The following is a 20,649-nucleotide window of genomic DNA, read 5'->3' as shown; positions in this document are numbered from 1 at the left end:
TATCTCCTCTATTGACTTCTAATGATTTCTAGTTTTAAATCAGGTGGTAATGGCTGGCCTAAATGAAATAAGTCAGCTGGATCACGACGATTACGTGCCGCTATCTCACCTTCAACTGAGAGAAACAACTGGTTTTGATAAACATCCCGTCCCTTTTTTGCATGAACAAGTGCCACCCACTGACCTCGCACAGAAAAGATCACGTTAGCTTCATATAATCCTTCACCTATTGAATGGAACGTCCGCTCAATTTGATGAACCGTTTCTGGTCGATCAAATACGACCGATACCTCTGCATCTTCAATCGGTTCATTGCGCTCATCAACGATATACAGGTGAATCGTTGATACGTTACCTGTATAAAATACATCTTCGCTAATCGTCGTAACATTCCAATGATCAATGACCTTTTCATTAGGGAAAAGTGCGATAATAAATAAAACAAAACCGATTAAACAGACGAGTACAGCTACGATTGCTGGCCATTCAATGAACGTTTTTGTCTCAATTCTCATCTTTAACCTCCTTGCTGTCATCTTCATCATTTCCAGCAAAAAGAAACCTTAAACAAAAAGAATAGAGAAATGCGACCTTCACAAGTTGCTTTAGATTTTTTCCTTTTCATTAATCTACTTTCATTATCACCATAGTAGGTATTTACTTAAATCGTTATTTCTGCCGATATTCAATCGCAAATATATCATGTCTACGATCTTTCAATTGCCTCACACTACCAGCCCGGCGATTTCGTCTTAATATTTCTAAATCGACATCACCAACAACAACCGTTTCAATATTCGGTTGGCATTCTCCGACAATCCCATCACGAGCAAATGTAAAATCAGAGGGACTAAAAATCCCTGATTGTGCATATTGAATATCCATATTTTCAACATCAGTTAAGTTACCCACTGTCCCTGACAAAACGGTGTATACTTGATTTTCAATCGCACGCGCTTGTGAACAGTACCGAACACGTAAGTATCCTTGGCGATCATCCGTACAAAATGGTGTGAAGATGATGTTCGCCCCTTGATCTACTGCGATACGCCCGAGTTCAGGAAATTCAATGTCATAACAAATTTGTATCGCTATTTTTCCACAATCTGTATCAAAGACGTTCACCTTATCTCCGCCTGAAATTCCCCAAAAACGCTTTTCATTTGGAGTAATGTGAAGCTTATACTGTTTCTCGATCGTCCCATCTCTTCTAAATAAATATGAGATATTGAAGATTTTCCCTTCTTCTTCAACAAAGTGTGAACCACCAATAATGTTTACGTTATATTTAACAGCTAAATTCGTAAACAAATCTAAATAGTCTTCCGTAAATTCAGTTAAGCGACGAATGGCCAAACTTGGACTTTTTTCAGGTAAAAAAGATAATAACTGTAAGGTGAAAATTTCTGGAAATACAGCAAAATCAGACTGAAAGCTTGCCGCTACATCTGTGTAATACTCACATTGAATAGCAAAGTCTTCAAATGATGATATTTTCTTCATTTCATATTGAATTGTTGTAATTCGCACGGGAAATGATGTCTTAAATTGACGCTTAGGCATCGTAGAACGGTAATCTATATTATTCCATTCCATTAATGTCGCATAACGAAGCGATGCTTTATCATCATGTAAATAATTTGGATTAACCCGCTTTAATGTAAAACCATTCATCACCTGGAATGTCAGTACAGGGTCATAAATGTTATGCATCATCACTTCTTCGACATACTGTCTAGGAGTCAATTCTTTAGCGTACTTATAATAATTTGGTATACGCCCCCCAATAATGATACTTTTTAAATTTAACTCTCTCGCCAAATCTTTTCGAGCCTCGTACAACCTCCTACCTATTTTCATCCGACGATAATCAGGATGGACCATTATTTCAATACCATACAAATTATAGCCTTCAGGATCATGATTTGTAATGTACCCTTTGTCAGTAATCTCATTCCATGTGTGTTGGTCATCATATTCATCAAAATTAATAATTAAGCTTGAACATGAACCAATAATAATGCCATCATATTCAACACAAAACTGCCCTTCAGGAAAGTGCTCCAAATGGCTCTGCAAATGTTCTATTTTCCATGGCTCCATATTTGGAAAGCATAATTTCTGCATTTCGATTATTTCTAGAAAATCACCTTCACGTATGTTACGAAGAATCATTTTCTTTTCATATTTAGATACATCAATTTTGGACACGATGTCACTCCCTTGTTACGACATTCATCAATTTACCTTTTTATTATAAGAAATATCCCTCATAATAACATACATTATATTTAAAGGTATAATGGACAGTATTTAATGATACGAATCTATAAAAAAAACCACCTTATAGGCGGTTTTCATTACTCTTCCTTAACAGCGATATGTACTCTAACTTCGCCAATACCTGTAGTAAATGGAATTGTAACAAATGGCAACTTAGAATGAAATTTAGAATCTCCTTCATTCACAATTGGTGTTGTCACATCGATGGTACAGGCTTCCTTGGAAAGTTCTGTTGCGGTTGTTCCTGCTACCCAATTCCCAAACTCTTGAACAGCACTCCAACCCATTTCGTCAAGCTCTTGAATTTCCATACCACCCATCATCGTACCTACTAACTTCTTTGCTGTTTCCCCTGAAAAGGTAGCAATAATTTGACCTGTTAATTCACCTTTTATTCCTAATATTACAGCCACATTGTTTGATGGAATCGATCCAGTACCTGCACTTGGTTTTTCTTGATTAACCTCTAAGCCAAAGTGATTTGTTAATATCTCTTTCGTTGCTCTACTTATTGCATTCACATGATTAACATTCACGTAACATTCCCCCAAAAGCACCACGACAACACAAATGTCGAAAAGTGACAAAAAATTATTATGAAAGTTGTCGTTCTTTGTCGTTTTCACGAATAGCATACCATTGTTCACGTGCCATTTCTACTATTTTTTTCTCTTCATGCTTATTTTTATGCTCAACAACCTTTGCTAAATATTTCAACGCATCTTCTATATAATCAACTCTTCTAGCCATTTCCCCAATCATATATAGCATTTTAATATCTGTCATCGTTGTGCCGATATAGTCAGCTTCCAAATAAGACGCTTTATATTTTTCTAATGCCTTCAATAAAAAGCGCCTTTCTTCACATTCATCCCCCTTCATTCGACAAAGCCATCCTAACCTTAAACATAAACTTGCCATAACAATTGACTTTTCCTTCTTTATCATCCCGCTAATAACTGCCAATTTTGTTGCTTTAATCGCAACTTCCACATTTCGTTCTTGCCCAAAATCTTGTACTTCCCAATCTTTTAACTGTTCTTTAATGACATTTAGTGAATCACTACTAATGTTTGGAGAAAATGTATCCATAAAGGCAAATCCACAATTAGGACATACAATAACCTCATATAGTAATGGATGAATGGTAGAATCTTTATACTCAGTAAAAAAGTCGCTATGAATGTTTTCTACTTTTAAAAAACGTGTGCGCACTCGTTTAGTAGAGTGTTTATGAGCACATATTTGACAAACGCTCTCTTTATCATATAACGGTGTCAGCATTTCATTCATTATTATCACCTAGTCTAATCGTCTTTCTTTTATTTTAGTCCAAAAGTACCTATTATACTAGAGGGAAATAAAATTTTTCTTAAATGTTTCTTTTTATTACGACTATACGTATAAAAACACCACCCAAAAAGACCTATAATGGTTCTTAGGTGGTATATGATACATGACTTCTGTTTTAGTGATCCTTTTATAGCCCAGCTGACCGTTGCAACCTTTTAGCTATTTCTAAATAATCTTCATACGAAATTCCTGGAGCGAATTCTTCGGGAATTTCAGGAAAATCTGGAACAGGTGCTCCTTCAGGCATCCCTCTAATCACCTCTAACGGCTTTCCATCCTCAGGATGATTTCCCTTCCAAATTTTATCTATGTCCTTGTAATCTTTATCACTAAAAGTATATAGCTTACGATGTACACCTTGCTCTTCAAACTTTCTCGCATAGTCGAAGGATTTATTTTCTAAATTAGGAATGGGTACGAGCTTTGTCATATCTACTCCTGTTGCTATTTCTAAAGCCTTGGCATAAGCAACCACATGCACACCTCCTCTGACTAATAAATATCCGATCATTTCCCTAGCCACCGGATGATCCGTCATTTCATAAACTCTCATCTTATGTGTTCTAGCACCACATTCTAAGAAGAAATTATGCAATAAATCAAGGATCAAATTACCACTATTAAAAACATATTCACCTTTCCATGGTGCTCCCATCGAATCCATTGGATAAGATGTTTGGGCAGTTTGAATAAAATGATACGTATTGCGCTTATCCTTTGCAGCTTGCATCGGCGTAATATCAGGATCTGCTGGGAATGTTGTCCCTTGAATCATTAAGTTAATCGTATTAGAAACGAGTTCAACGTGGCCAAATTCTTCAGCAGTAATACTAGCAACTAAATCATAAAACGGCTTTAACTTTTTCTTATTACGAAAATTAAATGATTGATACATGTAATTATTTAATGTCGACATCTCCCCAAATTTGCCGCCTAATAATTCTTGAACAGCAGCTGCTGCATTGGCGTCTGGATGATCTGGCTTAGGGAGATCAATAAGCAACTTATTATACCGTTTTATCAAAGTATTCCCCTCCATCAAATCAAAGTCACTTACTATATGACATATGATTGGCGAAGTTTGTCTAATACCTCTATGTTTGACCAATTATGAGTATTTTTGATTTTGTTGATCAATGTCGGAATAATTGGAATAAAAATACTCTAAATACTTATCGAATTATGATATGATAGTAGTACGATCAATTACCGTTCATTTCTTGAAATCATGCCCTTAAAAAAAACAGAAAATTAAGAAAAGGCAAACTTGCTGAAAGGCAAGGACGCAAAGCCACAGGTCTACGGAACCAAACTATGACGGCTGGGCTACCGATAAAGATGGAGGAATCTTGATGTTTGTATTACCCCTGGAGAATATTAAGGAAATTGATCAAGAGTGGGAACAATTAATGAAAGAAGCAAAGGAAATAGGCTTATCCCCCGAAGAAGTTCGCTTATTTCTTAAACAAGGAAGCAAACATTCTCTATCCGTACAAATGATACAACAATCAAACTCATTAGCTTAAACACAACTCGCTAAAGACAAAGTCTCCTCCGGAGGCTTTGTCAAACTCACATTTCACTTCCTCCATCCATTCATATTTTTTCACAATTCCCCTTTCTTCTTCAACACAAAAAGCCCGAACGAAGGGCGCCCTCCATTCGAACTATATTAAGGAATCGCTTGCTTTTGGTCTTGTAATAGATGTCTGAATACTCCTTTTTCTTCTTCGGCCAATTCAACGTACTCACCTGACTGAATAATTTGTCCATGCTCTAATACAATCACTTGATCTGCATCACGTATCGTTGATAAGCGATGAGCAATAACAATAATCGTCATGCTTCCTTGTAAATGACGTAATGCCTCTTGAACCTTCTTCTCATTCTCAGAATCTAAAGCACTTGTTGCTTCATCCAAAATGAGAATAGTAGGCTTTCTTAAAATTGCGCGAGCTAAGACTAGACGTTGCCTTTCACCACCTGATAGCTTCATCCCACGATCACCAATTAACGTATCTAATTGGTTCGGTAACATTTTAACGAAATCAGCCGCCATTGAAAACTGTAACGCTTCCCACATCTCTTGTTCAGTAGCATGTGGAGCGACTAGCATTAAATTCTCCCGAATCGTTTCATTAAACAAAAAAGGGTCTTGTGGTACATAACTAATCGATTGTCGTAAGTCCATTAATCGTTTTTCCGTTAAAGGTAATCCATCTACCAAAACTTGCCCCTTTTGTGGTTTATTTAGACCCATAAACAAATCAATCAACGTACTTTTCCCTGCCCCAGAATGACCCACGACAGCTGTCATTTTATTAGCAGGTATTCGTACAGAAATATTGTGAAGTGCGTATGTGTTCGATTCACTTTCCACTTCATCATGATATGAAAAATACACATTTTTACACTCAATATGATTATGAACATTAAGCTGATTTCCTTTATCAAACTTGTGAAATTCCTTCCATTCTTCACACTCATGTTGAATGGCTTTCACGACTTCAAAAGCAGGTACGGTGTTAGCAATCTGCTCCATAGATGCTTGAATATCTGTAACACGAGGCCACAATCTAGAGAAAATCACAATAACAAGTAATAATTGTCCTCCTTGTGAATGGAACAAGTTAATCGAAAAAAAAATAAACATAGCCATTAAGCAGGCAGAGGCGATTTTATAATACATTTGCGATGTAGCTTGTAATTTCGTATAGTTGACTTGCTCTTCTTTCATCTTCTTTGTAACCGAATCATACCATCTTAAACGATTTATCTCTAATGTATTACTTTTAATATCTTTAATTCCATTTATTTGATCTGTTATACCAGCTAAATAGGCCTTACTTAATTCATGATTACGACTTCCTAACCTCATTGAATTCGATAGAAACTTACGTGAAAAAAACAGCAATACTAATCCACTCAAGAGCACAAACCCCGTAATAGTAGGTGATAACCAAAAAGCAATACTAATTTGAATCATCGTAAAAATGAAAGACGAGACAAATTGTAAAAAGGTAAATGTTCCTGCTCCAACTTTCGTAATTTCATTTGTAAGTATATTGATTAAATCTGATTTTCTTTTTTTTACGAAAAATGCCCATTTCGCTTGAAGAATTTGGCGATACGTTTCAAATCGTAAATATCGATAAAACCCATTTGTCATTTCAGTATTCTTAATCGTTATGTAACGCTGTAGAACATTTTGAGCTATGATAATCATAACAAAAAGAAGTAAAATGATCGGAAGTCCGATCGCTGACGGTATTTGTTGAAAGGGTTCAAATAAAAAAGCAATTCTAGCAACCTCGCCTTGTAAAGGTAAAATTCCACTCATACTAATCATTGGAATTAATAATAGAATGCCTATCCCCTCTAATAAGCTTATACATGACATCGCCATTAAGTTGACATATAGCCCTTTACCGCTATAAGAATGGATCTGCTTCAGAAAATATATGATGGAGTTCATTTTTTCCTCCTTAAATACTCGCTACTCTTCGTGTCTTCCTCCATACCCATAGAAATGGACGCAATAGAAAATATAAATAATGTAATTTCCTTGGAAGCTTTAACGTTCGAGCATCTTCTGGATATGGGTATAAATAACTCATCATTACGACACACTTTTTCTTCAACGACATTAAGGAAAATAAGTAACGACGATTGTATACAGAGATTTCGTGTGGTAGCGGTTCACTATGTGGATCAACCAAATCCTCTAAATAATAGAGAGCTGTCCTTGAAAGTCTTTCTGCTTTTCTATTCATCAAATGAGTGAGCTTCTCAGGAATCTTTGTACGAAACATTTCAGATGTTAAAATTAGTGCCTGACCTGCAACTGCAGGGTGATAGTATTGTTTAATTTGAGCACACACTACCTCCCAATTAAGGTCCATATGTAACATATGATGAATATCTAACAGCCAGCGTAGCCGAAACCAGCCATGTCTCGCACCATGTATAATAAGAAATACAAATAAATCTTCATATCCTAAGCAATATACATGCCCATTTATCTGACTATGTTGCCTTTTTCTTGTCCAAAGTGTATCGAAGCTTATTTCCTTTCCAGGACCAGGATGTAACCTCCAATGAACTTCAAATTTCATATCACTTTCCTCATGCTTATATACAGTGTGGTGCTGTCTCCATTTCCAATCATTTAAAATGGTCGGCAATGGTTCCTCCCTAATAAATCCCTCTTCTTTAAGAAGCTGATCCAGTTTAGATAATTCATTAATTGGCACTAATACATCTAGGTCTGAAGAAGTCCTAAGAGATAGATCACCATATAATTCGGCTAGTATAGGACCTTTTAAAAAAAGAACATGTAGTTTTTGCTCAAAAAATCGAACACTTAACCTTTCCATTTCTGATGTGAAGTACAACATTTTAAACGTATTCGCTTGATACCTTTCTTCTAAAGCTGCTATGATTGTTTTCGGAAAATCCACATTACTACTCTTAATACTAGGGTATAGCACTGGGTATAAACGATGATGAATGGCATAGTCGAAAAACAGATCCCAATCCCATTGTTTTTTTTTAGCATGAACCATATCAATATCCGGTTGATTCATCACACATTTCAACAAATACCTACATTCTAATGATAATTTCTCTTCAAACCGATACTCTCTTCTCATACTCCTCTCCTACTCTCTTTTACTATTATTTGCTTAGAAAAAGTTTGAACAACTGTATATCTCTCCATTTCATCAGCTCCAGATACATAGTAAGAGCCACTCCGAAGCCATGCATGTGCAGCCATCTTCCCTTGTTTCTCTCTCATAACTCCTAAATACAGAGTACTCGAAACACGACGCCGCTCTAACATTTTCATCGCTGCTATTGCTTGAACGAGACATTTACTTTCCCAAAATGTATAACGACTCATCACTTCAATAGCTAATGCGATATCATCAACTAATTGATTCGTCTTTTTAGAATGACAAAAAGCAGACTCAACATGTTGTTCTCCTAACCATTTAGAAACCGTTGCAAAGGGAAAGAGTTTCAAAGTACGTGCAATAGCTAAGAAGATGAAAGCTTCAATGAATAGCAACTTCCTATGAAAGTCCAGTTTCATAAAGGTCTTTATTGCCTGGAACAAACTACTCTCCCCTTTCTTTCTTACACTTCTTTGGAATTAAGGATAATTAAATCCTCTTTCAATAGTTTTTCGATAAACTGAATAACGTGTCTTTCACATTGTTCTTCTGTTACATCATATTGTTCATGTAGCTTCATAACGACCTGTCCAATAGTCGTTGGTGATTGAAGTAGTTCCCATATATCTCCACCAACTGATCCTAAATTGTAATACTTCCCCTTCGTTATATTTAACATCACCTTTTCTCCATCCATATCACTTACGACGTTTCCTTTTGCTTGCACAATCTGATCTTCAATTGACAAAATGCTTTTCGCTTTCATAATAATCCTCCTTCCCTATCATTCGTTCCATTTCTTTCGTTATGATATGTGCAGTGAACACATTCTCTGGTCTCTCTATTCGAAATATACGAACATCTCTTAGAAGTCTACTTGTCATCATAAAATGCCACTCTAGTAGCCCTAATGGTTCAAGTAAATATTGACGGTACGTATGTTCCCCCAATAAGCGTAGTCGATCTAAGCTTTCTACTTCAGAAAGCCTCACTTCACCAGTCTTTTTCATTGTTAATTCAAATACACCTGCAAGCCTTTGTGGCTCTGTATGAAAAGATTCATGTACAGGGACTGCATATTTTGTCTCTCTTGCAAAAATGGCAGAATAGCAGTCTGATTTTTCACCAAAGTAATCTAGGCTTTTCTGCCAAAGCTTCTGTTGTGGGTATGCTGGTGAGACAATTGGGATATTGTCTTCATCCAAAGAAACAGCTATGACATCATCACTTAATAACCGGTAGCCTTGTTTAATGAGTGCCGATGCCAAAGTCGACTTGCCAGCTCCCGAATCACCCACAATTGCGTAAACCTGATCATTTATCAAAACAGCACTACCATGTAGTGGGAGGATATTTCTTTGCATCAAGATAATTCCCATACATGTCCCCAATAGAAACAAACGCACTTTACGTTCATCAGCCACAACTTCTGGAGACACGATAATTGTATGACCTCCTTTAACTACATACGTGGCTGTATGATCAATCTTAAACATAACATGTCCTTCTGTAATAACGAGATTACTTTCTTTCTCATGACGCTCCCACTCATTTGTTAAATCACCGACCTTAATCGTTACATCAGCCTTTTTGGCCTCCTCGCCATGAACGAGCTCAGGCAACGGCCACTCACTTTCAATTTGTAAACCAAATGCAAAATAGTTCTCTTTTTGTAGATTGCACATAATACCTCCTATATTTTGATGGAGGAGGTCAACGAGTCGCTGACCTCCTTTAAGTATAAAATTATGAGCAGTCCTCTACACCATCATTTTTCTTACCTGGTCTTTTCCCTTTCCCACTCATTGTCATTGCTACTTCTAGCACTTCTAATGTAGCTCTTGCCATACCTTTTTCATATTCTCACCCCCTTTCAAGTCGATTTAGATATAAATCGATAAACAATCAATGCTTTCATTAGTAAGTCGTATTCAGCTGTAATGATGCCATTGTCATTATTTTCAAGCTTTTGAATCGCTATCTTTAAAGCAGGAATATGAAAGATAGATTGTGAAATAGAATCAGCGACCATTGCTTTTAATTCAGCTATGAATGCTTGCCAATGCCGTCTTAAACGAAAGACGCTATCATTCCCTTGAACACCTCTAACCGTTTGATTTAAACGAATTGATTCAGGTAAATATCCTTTTGTTGCTCTTCTTACTAATGCTCTATCTAACCCCTTCTGAACAAACTGATCATATGGAAGAGAAAGACAAAAGCGTACAACTCTTAAATCATTTGTAGGATCACGGTCAGCCAATTGATATCGTAGCGATACTTTAGCTGAAAATGTATTCGTTCGATTCCAAAATGAAAGCTGATCAAAATGAAATTGTCGAAGCTGTTCTGCTGTATGATTTCTATTAAATTGCTTTTGGAAATGCGTTAACTTTTCAATCACATTTGTCTCTCTAGCCAACTGTGGATGTACAAGATTTTCATCTATTAATGACGTGGCTCGCCCTCTAAATTGCCATTTGTGCTTTAACTCTCCTAATGTGGCTAAGCGACGAATACCTATCATTCGACTATATTGGTGTATTTCCTTCATCAGCAGGAGCCATTTTAAGCTTTTGAAAAGAGCCATTTGATATTCTAATGCATCCCCAAAAGAAATCGTCCAATTCCCACGTAATCCATTTAACATAACATTAACATTTTGCGAGCTTGCCATTTTATAAATACCGTGTAACCAATGGGCATTTAAATGATATTTGTAAGGCATTTCTAATGTCTTAAGACAGTCATCTAATTCAGTGTACGAATTCGTCCATTCATCTCTTAAAAAATTCGGCTTCATATTTCCAGAAAACCGGATAATGTCATGAACCATTTGTGTTTCATCAGCTATTAAGCTTTCAGGAAGGTCAGATTGGTAGTTAGGAGCAGGTGCATAACTATAAGTATGTAGCAGTTGATTTCTATTCTTTAAATTTCTAGCAGCAAAGCTAGCAACCGCACTTGAATCTAATCCCCCACTTAAATGTGCACCTACTTGTTTGGTTGTTCTAATGCGTGACTTAACCGCTTGACTAAACACATCTTGAAACGCTTCTATATACTCTTCATTTGATCGTAGCTTCAACTTTCCCTCGTTTGGTAATACAGAGAAGCGAGTAAATGAAACTCCTGCTTCATTCACAGTAATCGTATGCGATGGTGGCACTTGCATAATTCCGTTATAAACCGTTTCATGTAGATCAGTTGAATCAAGTGTCGTAGATAGAGCAAGAAATTCTGCTAACCACTTATCATTTAAGCTTTTCTTAGTAGATCGTTGTGTAACGAGAGGCTTTAATGCTGAACAAAAGGTAATTTTACTTCCTTCACGGTAATAATAAAGCGTTCGTGCCCCGGAGAAATCCCTTGCACCAAACAACTCGTTCTTTCGACCATCCCATATAAGGAAAGCAAAATCACCAACAACCTGCGACACAACCTTTTCTTGCCATTTCTCATAAGCTAATAGAATTAAGATAGGATCACTTAGGCGATCTCGATCTTTAATAGCTATGGCTAACTTATCACACAATTCATCACGATTATCAACGATCACATCTGCCGTAATTGCTAATTGGCGAACAGTATCAAAGTAAGGAATTACGCTATCCATTGATTCTGGAGTGATCCATTGATTATGACAGCTAAAGAAAACACCTTGCTTTGACCAAACATGAACGGTATCCGCATGATAGGGTATTTTATGAAGCAACTCGCGCTGTTCTTCATCACTTATAGGATCTTGATAACAATCAAATATCGCTGCAATAGCACTCATACTACCCCCTAACCTTTCACCCTATCGTTCTAAATAAAGAACGAATCCCCCTAAAAAATTTATACCCGTCTGTTCTTTTTCAAGGTATAAATTTGTTTTCTTTGTTCTTTATAAAGAATTTATCATTCTTTCTAGTACCTGTCAATAGTCTTTCTATTATTTCTTACTTTTTTTCTATGTCCGATTATCTTTCTATATCCTTGTTAATAAAAATGTCAAATGACACATTTTCTTATTCATCACTCTCTCTCATATATATATACGTATTTGTATATTGATTATTAGAAATATCAACCGATTGACTTTCAAACGCTTCCCTACTTATATCAATTCCCGGTGTTTTCATATTCGAAATAAGATGATTTCCTAGTAAAAAAACATCTGTTTCGCTCACTTCACTTGTTGGAAGAATTTCAATTAAACTGACCTCTCTCGTTAACGCTTTAGCCTCTATCCGATTACTTTCTACTGCTATTTTATTAGCAGAGTGTACCTTAATGGCTTCACCATCCCCTTTAATAACTAGGTCAGAATTGCGTATCATCAACTCAGACTGAGGGTGGTCAATTACAATCGCTCTACCATTCGTCGTTATGGAGCAATGTTCAAATTGATAGCGACCATCGAGGTTAAAATAAATTTCACCATCTCCACTAGTCCCAGCTTCAAATTGACAGTCTACATACTTCCCACGTGGTAAATCAATCCCATAATACCCGTTATAACCAAGAACCGATAATCGTTCGAATATACTTCCATCACGAACATTTCCACTCACATTCCTTAATTCACCTTCACCTATGATTGTCACATCTTGCAAAAGGATCGGTTCTCCGTTTATGACTAGCCCTTGCCCTTCTTGCTCATGTGTCATTTTAATATTCTTTCCCGTAATCCCATATGGAGTATAACTATTAAACACTAGCTGAGAATTCTCTAATTCAAAACCATCAATCAATATCTCTGGCCCCGTGAAAAGAGCCATTGAATTGTACATTCGATTTTGATAAAAATCAGCATAATGACTGGCATGAATACTCGAGCCATCAAACACATTCCTTTGTATCACTGCCTCTGAAAAAGGCGGTGAAATAGCCAACCCAACTGCCCCAATCGAACCAAAATAATTTTGTTCAACGACAGCGTTGCGACCATCAAACAAAATTAAATCGTAGGCAGCATTACTATGAAAATCATTCTCCCTTATAACGACATCATGATTCGGAAAAAAGCCCGCTTCCACATCAATACCAGATTGTGGAGCTATTCCGTTCATATTGTGAAGAATGTTTTGGTAAATCTCGATCCCGTCAACACCTCCAACAGTAATTCCTTGCCGACGATTATAAGCAAATTCAGAATCATATATCCGAATATTTTCTGAGATAGTTTTCACATACAGCTCTACACTAAATGTAGTCAACTCCTCTTGTTCGAAGACAATATGAACATAATTCGCTTCCTCTGGAACTTCTGTTAAGCTCCAATTAAGTTCATGGTTGCGTTCCCTGTGTAGAAACACACCTTCGTGATCGTAAAAATAAAGGTGTGCAAACTTGTCATTTAATAAACCTTTGGGACGTGCGAGCTGGATGGTTCGTTCGGTATCGAGAACTTCGTGGTCTAGATTAAGCCAATTCTTCGTTCTAATTTGAGTCTCATCTTCTACCTTTTCTCCTTGCTCATTGAACGCCCCAAATTCAAAATCACTTTCTTGAAACTGTCCAATTATAGTGGCTTTACCGCCAACAGCAAGACCATCTCCCGTAAATTGCTCCGCCTTCACATTAGCAACTGTGACATTTTTTGCACCTTCCATTAAAATACCGTATCCACTTTCATGTGTGCCTGGCGAATGCTCGTGATCTTTGTTTGAATAATCATGATTATTACGATCACCGACAAAGGTGCCACCTTGAATGGTGACATTTTCAACTAATGGGCCAATATATAACAGTTCATAACGTTCATATCCATTTTCCTCTTTTTGAATAATAACTTCATCTTCCAACAACAGTGTCATATGACTGACCATATTAATTCTGCCGGCTGGATCATATGGCTCTTTTGCCTGAATTGTATAAACACCGTTTGGTACTTTCACTGTTGAATAGCCTTGTTCTTGAGCCCACTTAAGAGCTTCATTTATCCCACTAGTCGTTTCTTCAGGATTTGAACCATCATCATAAATATTCCAAACATCTAATTCAAGTACATATACATCTTCATGCTGCTCTTCAAGTGTCTCTTCTTTCATACAGCCACAACAAATCAGTATCATTACGAACATCACGATGACACGAACGGGCGTTACATTGAATTGGATTGTATGAATAAGGCTTTTCCCCCTCTTATTTTTTTCACAAGTTGTATCAGCATAACCATTTCTGGTGTTCGTAAAAATACTAGACCATATATGAGAACAGAAAGTGTAAGGCAGATCAATGCCCTACTTATAAGGGACATAAGATCATATCCTTCAATGAAAAATTGACAGACGAAGTTGGTTAGACTACACATAAATATCGTCAATAGACCAAACCGGCTATACGATATAAAATAAGAAAACACTGAACGTTTAAATACATGTTTATAAACAATAACTGGTTGTGTCCAAAATACAGTTAAAAGGGTTGCAAATGTCGTTCCAATAAAAACGCCCATCAGCCCAATGTATTGCACTAATATGAGTGAGATGATTAAATTTATCCCTCCTTCTATAATTGGAGCATATTGGTCTTGAACAAATAACCCCGCTGTTTTTTTGAATATCGCGATCGCAGCTTTCATTCCTGTTAAATAAAAGTTAAGTAAAATCACAATTAAAACGGTCGTTTCCAATAAATATTCTGCTCCTACCCACCAACTAATAAAAGGCTCGATAACATTAAATAACAAAACAACCGAAATCGAATAGATAAAGAAAATAATAAGAAATATCGTTTTAAAAATAGCATAATTTTTTTCTGAATCCTCTGTCGCGATCAAATTCCCAATACTCGCACTCACACTATGAATGATATTATTAGCAAGTCCAGTTACTTGCTGAAGGATTAATGTATAGATCGAATACAACCCAACTGTTGCCACACTAATAAAGGAAGAAATCAAAATATGATCGGTTCCAAATATGAGAAATCCTCCGATATTATGAAGCAGCAATGCTTTAACGTTTCGAATAAGGCTTGTTTTTGTTTCAGAATCTAGCGAATACTTTTTCTTTGTATGGATGTACGGATACCTTTTTCTAACAATTGAACCATTTACAAGTTGCTGGATGATCAGCATAATAAGCTCAACAACTAAATACAAGATGAAATTTGCCGTCCATATGAGAATAAATACCTTTATAAAGGTTGTGATCATTTGAAAGATTAGGTCAATTCTCAATAACACATACCCACGCTGATCTGCTTGAATGAGCGACCATTTATGGGCATTTAAATAAGACACCATATTTCTAGCCACAAATAAAAGGAAGATGACAGTTAAATAAGGAATCGGCTCGGTATCATTCATCAACATCGGTAAAAACGGAAGTAAAGACAAACTTAAAAGTAGGACGAGAACAGCTAGAAGAAGATAAGCCCTTTTGTATAATTGAATTAACGCAATCACTTTACGATGATTCCCAACAGCTAATGGCTTATATAACTGATAGATAATGCTCATTCCAATTCCACTTTCAGCTAAAGCAAGCATCGCAAGAACATTCGTTAACAGGCTACTCAATCCTAAATACTCAATTCCTAATGTATCAAGAAATACTTTCCTAGAAAAGAAACCCAGTAGAGCAAGGATGATTTGTGAAACAAGCATGATCGTTATATTCCTTATTGAATGTGTCGTTCTCATCGCAAAGCCCTTCTTATTTCTCCTTGCTTTATTTGTTGTTTAAACTTTAAATGAACCTTCACATTTCTCATCCTCACTTCTCTTGAGGCAACTGAAATAGAACAAATCAATTTTTCAGTACCTTTGATTTGACTAGCAACAGCTTTCCATTACCTATCTTCATTAGGAATATACTTTTTTTACTTTACAGAATTAAAGACTTTTAAACTTTTCGGAACTCGAATAATACGTAAAGTTCGAAGGCCTTTTTTCCATAACAAATATGCAAACAGTAAAAATGGGTGAACACAAAAAAAATGGAAAGAAATGAGTAAATCCCGGTTTTCCTCCACTGCTTTCTTCATCTCCCGTTTTGATTGTTTAACAAACGTATAGAGCTTTTTTCGCTCTTCCCCATTCGGATCGAGATTTCTTCGATGAATATACAACAACCTGTATTGACTAAATATCGTTGTGAGCATCAACTTATATGAATCAGGTAAAAGAGTGGGGTAATATCTTTCTAACAACGCTTGTCTTTCCTTTAAACCATTAATGATATTCAGATTTTCCAACGTATAGTCATGGACTAAACTATCTTCACGTTGATAATAATAATAAAGTGGCTTAGAACTTAAGACAAAGCGATTAACATGTTTCATGAGCTTATGTGCCCAAAAGACATCTTCAAACTTCACACCTTCTTTAAAAGGAACCTTTTTAGCGAGTGATGTCTTTAATAATTTCCCCCATGTGAAATTTTTGACCCGTTCATTTACAACAAGCTCTTTCATCGCTTCTTGATTAGATAGGATCATGATCTCTTGCTTCTTTATATAGCGTTGATCAAGAGTAAGCCTCTCATCATCTGCATAATAAAAATGGGATTGGACGATATCAGCTTGATGCTCCTTCATCAGACTAATAAGTACCTCAATCATCGTTTTTTCAATCCAATCGTCACTATCAATAAACATAACGAAAGGAGAGCGCACCACCTGCAACGCTTTATTTCTCGCAGCATATGCACCAGTATTGTCTTGTTCTATAACGACAATTCGATCATCTTTGTTCGCCCATTCGTTCATGATTCTACTACTGCCATCCGTCGATCCATCGTTAACGAGCAGAAGCTCGAAGTTGGAAAAGGTTTGATTCGCAACACTAGTCAAACACCTATGCAAATAACGCTCTGATTGATAAATTGGTATAATGATACTTACTTCCGTTTGCTGCAAAATCTACACCTCCACACCAAGCAATTTGTACAATTTATCCATTTCATCTGAATAATCATAACCATTTTGCAAACAAGCTTCTGATAGCGAATGCCTCAATTGTCTATTTTCATATAATTTAATAATTTCAGACGTTATTCCTTCAACCGATTGGTCACAGATGATACCATCCACCCCTTCATTTACTTGACTTCTAGCTGTACGATAATTTGTAATAAGAACAGGCTTGCCGAGAATCTGCGCTTCCGTTACCGTAACCGCTTTTCCTTCGTATCGAGATGGCTGTACATACAGATCAGCTGCCTTTATATAAGGATACGGATTTAGTTTCTTTCCAATGAGAAAGAAGGAATCTTCCATACGATATTGTTGGATTAACTTATTTAACTGCTCTTCATCACCACCATAGCCAACAACATACCAGGCAAAATCATACCCTTTATGACGTAGCTCACTTAATACCTTAATAGCCCGGTCAATTCCCTTGGCATATGACAACCTTGCTACTGTGACCATTTTAAAACGAGGGTCACTTATCATCTCACCGCTTATAACTTCCTTCGCTAATTCGGTAATCATCTTTTTTGATACGATGTTTTCACATACATGAACCTTTTTAGCCAAAGTTGCATATTTTGATATAAATGCAGCGCGGCAACCTTCAGAAACCGCTATAATGAAATCAAATCTTTTCCACACATTTAAATCACATGGAACATCAGTATCAACGGTTTCAAAATCGGTATGGATCCAAGCGACTTTCTTAGTTGCCTTCACTTTGAATGCAACAAAATCATGCGGCCATAAATAACTAACCGCAACATCATAAGACTCCTTGCATTTTGGCAACAATACTCGCGCATTGCGCCACATATATTGCATTTGTTTATATCCACTTTCAGCAGATCGATAAGCAGACGCCTCTACCTTTGCTAATATTCTCGTTAAAGCGAACAACCAATGACCACTTTTCATCAATTCTCCTATCGATTTTCGAAAGGAACAATACTCAAATCGTTCTGGTAATAAACGAGGAGAAGCAGGTAATAAATGAAAGAAATCTCCATGATGACGGTACAGCATTAGATCGATTTGGAGCTCTTCATAATTAAATTCATGTAGTAAATTAATTAAACTTCTCTCAACACCACCAATTTCTAGATCAAAAGAAGAAATAAGAACTTTCTTCACACGGTCACCTTCTTTTGGTTTTCCTGTATATAAAGCTTCCTCAACCGGTTAACACCTGCATCTAACGTATACTCTTTTTCAATAAAGGCTTGTTCAATCCTACTTAAATCAATCGTTTCCGGCTCTCTCATTTCCATGATCGTTTCAGCCCATTCTTCGGCTCCTGATTCCAATGAACACGTTACCATTTGGCCAATTTGTAGATCGGCCTCCGGTTGTATAGCTTCTGAAACAAGACACTTCTTTCCTGCTGCTTGTGCCTCTAATAGCACCATTCCTAGCCCTTCATACATGGATGGAAACACAAATAAATCCATACTATGAAGCATCGTTGGAATATCTTCACGAATGCCCGTGAAATGAACATACTCTTCCAATCCGGTCTTTTGTGCCTTATGCTCTATTTCCTCTTTTAATACTCCATCACCAACTAGTAACAACACCACATCCATATTTCGCTTTCGTAAAATGGCTAATATATCAAGCAAAAAAGAATGATTTTTCGGTTCAATAAACCGGCCTACATGTCCAATAACAAATCGATGTTCAATACCAAGTTGCTTTTTAAATGCTTGTACTTCCTCCGCCGGTTCTTCCATAAAATCTTGATAATGAATCACGTTTGGAAAAAGCTGATAGTTGTTCCTTATTTCTATCATGCGTTCGCCAAATAAAAAACGCCCTGCTTGCTGACTACAAGCGAGCGTATATGTGGAAAACAATTGAATCGTCGGTTTCATAACAGCTGTATACAGTCTTCGCATTAATGACTCCTGATCATCATCAGTTGTATGAGCATGTGAGATTCTCACCTTAATCCCTGCGAGTCGAGCAGCTATTTGCACTAAGCCACAATGAAATAACGTATGGGCATGAACGATGTCATACGGTCCATACATTTCCATAATATACTTCATTTCTATAATTGACAGATGATTGACAACACGAATGACACGACCTCCTAGCTGTCTAATTTCATCATCATAGTATGCTTTATCACCACTAAATGTAATAAAATCAAACTGAATATGTTGAAGGTCCATGTTTCGATATATATCAATGAGCATCTTTTCCGTACCACCATGGTTCATCGCTCCAACCACATGCAGAACGGAAAGCTTATCTGACTGTCCCATTATCTTCTCCTTTTCATTTAGAAAGCTATTTTTTCGAACGAAATCGTCTCTTTAATACATTGAACGATTCGCATTTGATCCCTAAGACTTAAGTTCGATCCAGATGGTAAACAAATACCTGTTTGAAACAAATGCTGTGAAACATCCATCCCTTTCTCATGAGGATAATACTTCACACCGCTAAACATTGGCTGTAAATGAAGTGGCTTCCATACTGGACGTGCTTCGATATTATGTGCTACTAGCGTTCGTCTAATGACATCAACCCGAAAAGCAGTCTTCGAATGATCCACTCGTAACGTCGTTAACCATCTATTCGAGCGAGTATTTTCCAGCTCTTTCGTAAAAATGAACCCTGCTATATCACCGAGCTGTTCAACATATCTCTGAAAAACAGCTCTTCGTGCATGAACACGTTCTTTTAACACTTTAAGCTGTGACCTTCCGACCGCCGCTAATAAATTACTCATTCTATAATTGTAACCAAGCTCTCGATGCTGATAATACTCTGTTGGATCTTTTGCTTGTGTTGCTAGATATAGAGCTTTTTCTAGTGCCTGTTGATCATGAGAAACGAGCATCCCACCGCCAGATGTTGTAATAATTTTATTCCCGTTAAATGAGTAAACACCAAATAACCCCATCGAGCCACTATGCCTTTGTTCATAAGTTGACCCTAATGACTCTGCTGCATCCTCTATAACTGGAACTCCATACTGGTCACATAGAGAACAAATTTCACTCATGTTCGCCACTTGTCCATATAAATGAACAACAATAACTGCTTTTGGTAAACGTCCTACATGAGCCGCTTCGGCCAATGCATCTGCCAGTGCACTCGTTGACATATTCCATGTCTCGGGATCTGCATCAATAAAGACTGGCTCCGCTCCACGATACAAAATAGGATTAGCACTCGCCACAAACGTTAAGCTTGAACAAAATACGAGGTCTCCTTTCGTTACATTTATGACGTGTAGTGCTAAATGGATGGCTGCCGTCCCTGAACTAACCGCAACTGCTCCCTTTACACCTACATATTCGGCAATTTCCTTCTCGAAATGATTAACATGAGGGCCTAATGGAGCAATCCAGTTGGACTGCAGAGCATCTTGAATATATGCTAATTCCTCACCAGACATATGAGGAGGAGATAG

Annotated in this window: 18 protein-coding genes and 1 riboswitch; of the genes, 1 reads left to right on the top strand and 17 read right to left on the bottom strand. The window is 36.9% G+C overall.

Going from position 1 to position 20,649, the window contains the following annotated elements; translation table 11 throughout:
* Positions 1–8: 8 nt before the first annotated feature.
* From JCM9152_RS06470 to JCM9152_RS06450, 5 genes are all read right to left on the bottom strand, one after another.
* Positions 9–515, bottom strand: coding sequence for a FixH family protein (locus JCM9152_RS06470; RefSeq protein WP_035342277.1), 507 nt, complete (start codon positions 513–515; stop codon positions 9–11).
* Between the two features lie 154 nt (positions 516–669).
* The gene (locus JCM9152_RS06465; RefSeq protein ID WP_052015679.1) at positions 670–2,175 is read right to left on the bottom strand and encodes a GNAT family N-acetyltransferase; all 1,506 of its coding nucleotides are present in this window, start codon (positions 2,173–2,175) and stop codon (positions 670–672) included.
* A 185-nt stretch (positions 2,176–2,360) separates the two neighbouring features.
* Positions 2,361–2,819, bottom strand: coding sequence for a chemotaxis protein CheX (locus JCM9152_RS06460; RefSeq protein WP_035342274.1), 459 nt, complete (start codon positions 2,817–2,819; stop codon positions 2,361–2,363).
* A 58-nt stretch (positions 2,820–2,877) separates the two neighbouring features.
* Positions 2,878–3,576, bottom strand: a complete 699-nt coding sequence (locus JCM9152_RS06455; RefSeq protein WP_035342273.1) for a DUF2225 domain-containing protein — start codon at positions 3,574–3,576, stop codon at positions 2,878–2,880.
* Positions 3,577–3,763: 187 nt separating this feature from the next.
* Positions 3,764–4,660: a manganese catalase family protein gene (locus tag JCM9152_RS06450; protein WP_035342272.1), complete on the bottom strand. Its 897-nt coding sequence runs from the start codon at positions 4,658–4,660 to the stop codon at positions 3,764–3,766.
* 226 nt (positions 4,661–4,886) lie between these two features.
* A riboswitch (cyclic di-GMP riboswitch) is annotated at positions 4,887–4,970 on the top strand.
* An 18-nt stretch (positions 4,971–4,988) separates the two neighbouring features.
* Here JCM9152_RS06450 and JCM9152_RS21790 point away from each other — a divergent pair.
* On the top strand, positions 4,989–5,162 hold the full coding sequence (locus tag JCM9152_RS21790) for an anti-repressor SinI family protein (RefSeq protein WP_081727928.1): 174 nt from the start codon (positions 4,989–4,991) through the stop codon (positions 5,160–5,162).
* A gap of 146 nt (positions 5,163–5,308) precedes the next feature.
* On the opposite strand, the gene JCM9152_RS06445 is transcribed toward JCM9152_RS21790, so the two are convergent.
* From JCM9152_RS06445 to JCM9152_RS06390, 12 genes are all read right to left on the bottom strand, one after another.
* A complete protein-coding gene (locus JCM9152_RS06445; RefSeq protein WP_035342270.1) occupies positions 5,309–7,111 on the bottom strand; it encodes an ABC transporter ATP-binding protein in 1,803 nt (600 codons plus the stop codon).
* Between the two features lie 10 nt (positions 7,112–7,121).
* On the bottom strand, positions 7,122–8,288 hold the full coding sequence (locus JCM9152_RS06440; RefSeq protein WP_035342266.1) for a nucleotidyltransferase domain-containing protein: 1,167 nt from the start codon (positions 8,286–8,288) through the stop codon (positions 7,122–7,124).
* Positions 8,285–8,755, bottom strand: a complete 471-nt coding sequence (locus tag JCM9152_RS06435) for a lasso peptide biosynthesis B2 protein (protein WP_369384533.1) — start codon at positions 8,753–8,755, stop codon at positions 8,285–8,287. The genes JCM9152_RS06440 and JCM9152_RS06435 overlap by 4 nt, the downstream gene beginning before the upstream one ends.
* A gap of 20 nt (positions 8,756–8,775) precedes the next feature.
* On the bottom strand, positions 8,776–9,084 hold the full coding sequence (locus JCM9152_RS06430) for a lasso peptide biosynthesis PqqD family chaperone (protein WP_035342261.1): 309 nt from the start codon (positions 9,082–9,084) through the stop codon (positions 8,776–8,778).
* Complete coding sequence (locus JCM9152_RS06425; protein ID WP_235715643.1) at positions 9,050–9,997, bottom strand: HPr kinase/phosphorylase; 948 nt, start codon at positions 9,995–9,997, stop codon at positions 9,050–9,052. Before JCM9152_RS06425 ends, JCM9152_RS06430 begins: the two co-directional genes overlap by 35 nt.
* A gap of 188 nt (positions 9,998–10,185) precedes the next feature.
* Positions 10,186–12,093 (bottom strand): asparagine synthase-related protein, encoded by a 1,908-nt coding sequence (locus JCM9152_RS06420; protein WP_035342256.1) that lies wholly within the window; start codon positions 12,091–12,093, stop codon positions 10,186–10,188.
* Between the two features lie 232 nt (positions 12,094–12,325).
* The gene (locus tag JCM9152_RS06415; protein WP_035342250.1) at positions 12,326–14,350 is read right to left on the bottom strand and encodes a right-handed parallel beta-helix repeat-containing protein; all 2,025 of its coding nucleotides are present in this window, start codon (positions 14,348–14,350) and stop codon (positions 12,326–12,328) included.
* A 53-nt stretch (positions 14,351–14,403) separates the two neighbouring features.
* Complete coding sequence (locus JCM9152_RS06410) at positions 14,404–15,948, bottom strand: lipopolysaccharide biosynthesis protein (RefSeq protein ID WP_035342247.1); 1,545 nt, start codon at positions 15,946–15,948, stop codon at positions 14,404–14,406.
* A gap of 179 nt (positions 15,949–16,127) precedes the next feature.
* Positions 16,128–17,165, bottom strand: coding sequence for a glycosyltransferase family 2 protein (locus tag JCM9152_RS06405; protein ID WP_035342244.1), 1,038 nt, complete (start codon positions 17,163–17,165; stop codon positions 16,128–16,130).
* Between the two features lie 3 nt (positions 17,166–17,168).
* On the bottom strand, positions 17,169–18,356 hold the full coding sequence (locus JCM9152_RS06400) for a glycosyltransferase (RefSeq protein WP_035342242.1): 1,188 nt from the start codon (positions 18,354–18,356) through the stop codon (positions 17,169–17,171).
* Positions 18,353–19,492 carry a glycosyltransferase family 1 protein gene (locus JCM9152_RS06395; protein ID WP_035342238.1) on the bottom strand — a complete coding sequence of 380 codons (1,140 nt, stop codon included), beginning with the start codon at positions 19,490–19,492 and terminating at the stop codon, positions 18,353–18,355. Before JCM9152_RS06395 ends, JCM9152_RS06400 begins: the two co-directional genes overlap by 4 nt.
* Before the next feature lie 17 nt (positions 19,493–19,509).
* The gene (locus tag JCM9152_RS06390) at positions 19,510–20,634 is read right to left on the bottom strand and encodes a DegT/DnrJ/EryC1/StrS family aminotransferase (RefSeq protein ID WP_052015677.1); all 1,125 of its coding nucleotides are present in this window, start codon (positions 20,632–20,634) and stop codon (positions 19,510–19,512) included.
* Positions 20,635–20,649: the final 15 nt, after the last annotated feature.

The sequence above is a fragment of the Halalkalibacter hemicellulosilyticusJCM 9152 genome (assembly GCF_000513115.1).
Lineage (GTDB): Bacteria > Bacillota > Bacilli > Bacillales > Bacillaceae_D > Halalkalibacter > Halalkalibacter hemicellulosilyticus.
This window is presented reverse-complemented; position numbering and strand designations above follow the sequence as displayed.